Source organism: Bradyrhizobium sp. Kon56 (assembly GCF_055807635.1).
Genome location: NZ_JBVVOU010000187.1, coordinates 1 through 386, shown reverse-complemented (window position 1 = coordinate 386; position 386 = coordinate 1). Strand labels below are relative to the sequence as shown.

1 protein-coding gene is annotated in these 386 nt (G+C 57.8%); it reads right to left on the bottom strand.

Going from position 1 to position 386, the window contains the following annotated elements; translation table 11 throughout:
- The coding region (locus AC0L3B_RS38560; protein ID WP_473382870.1) for a transketolase-like TK C-terminal-containing protein at positions 1-386 on the bottom strand (386 nt) is incomplete at both ends.

Below are 386 nucleotides of genomic sequence, written 5' to 3'. Positions count from 1 at the left end.
GACACTGTTCCACATAGCTCAGGCGCGGTTCATCGCTCGGATGCAACAGGTTCCAGCGTTCCATCGCGTGCCCGTCGCGGCGCAGTTCAGTCAGGCTGGTGACGCTCCAGACATCGCTGTGCACGGCGAAGTCCCGCTCAAGCAGCGCGGCTGCGGCGATCACTTCACGTAGAATCGAACCACTGCCCATCAGTTGCACGCGTGATTGGTGGTGGGTACTCAACGGATACATACCCTTGAGAATGCCCGTCTCGACGCCTTCGCGCATTGCCGGGTGCGGGTAGTTTTCGTTGAGCAGAGTGATGTAGTAGTAAATGTCTTCCTGCTCGACATACATGCGTCGCATGCCTTCGCGAATAATCACCGCCAGCTCGTAGGCAAAAGTC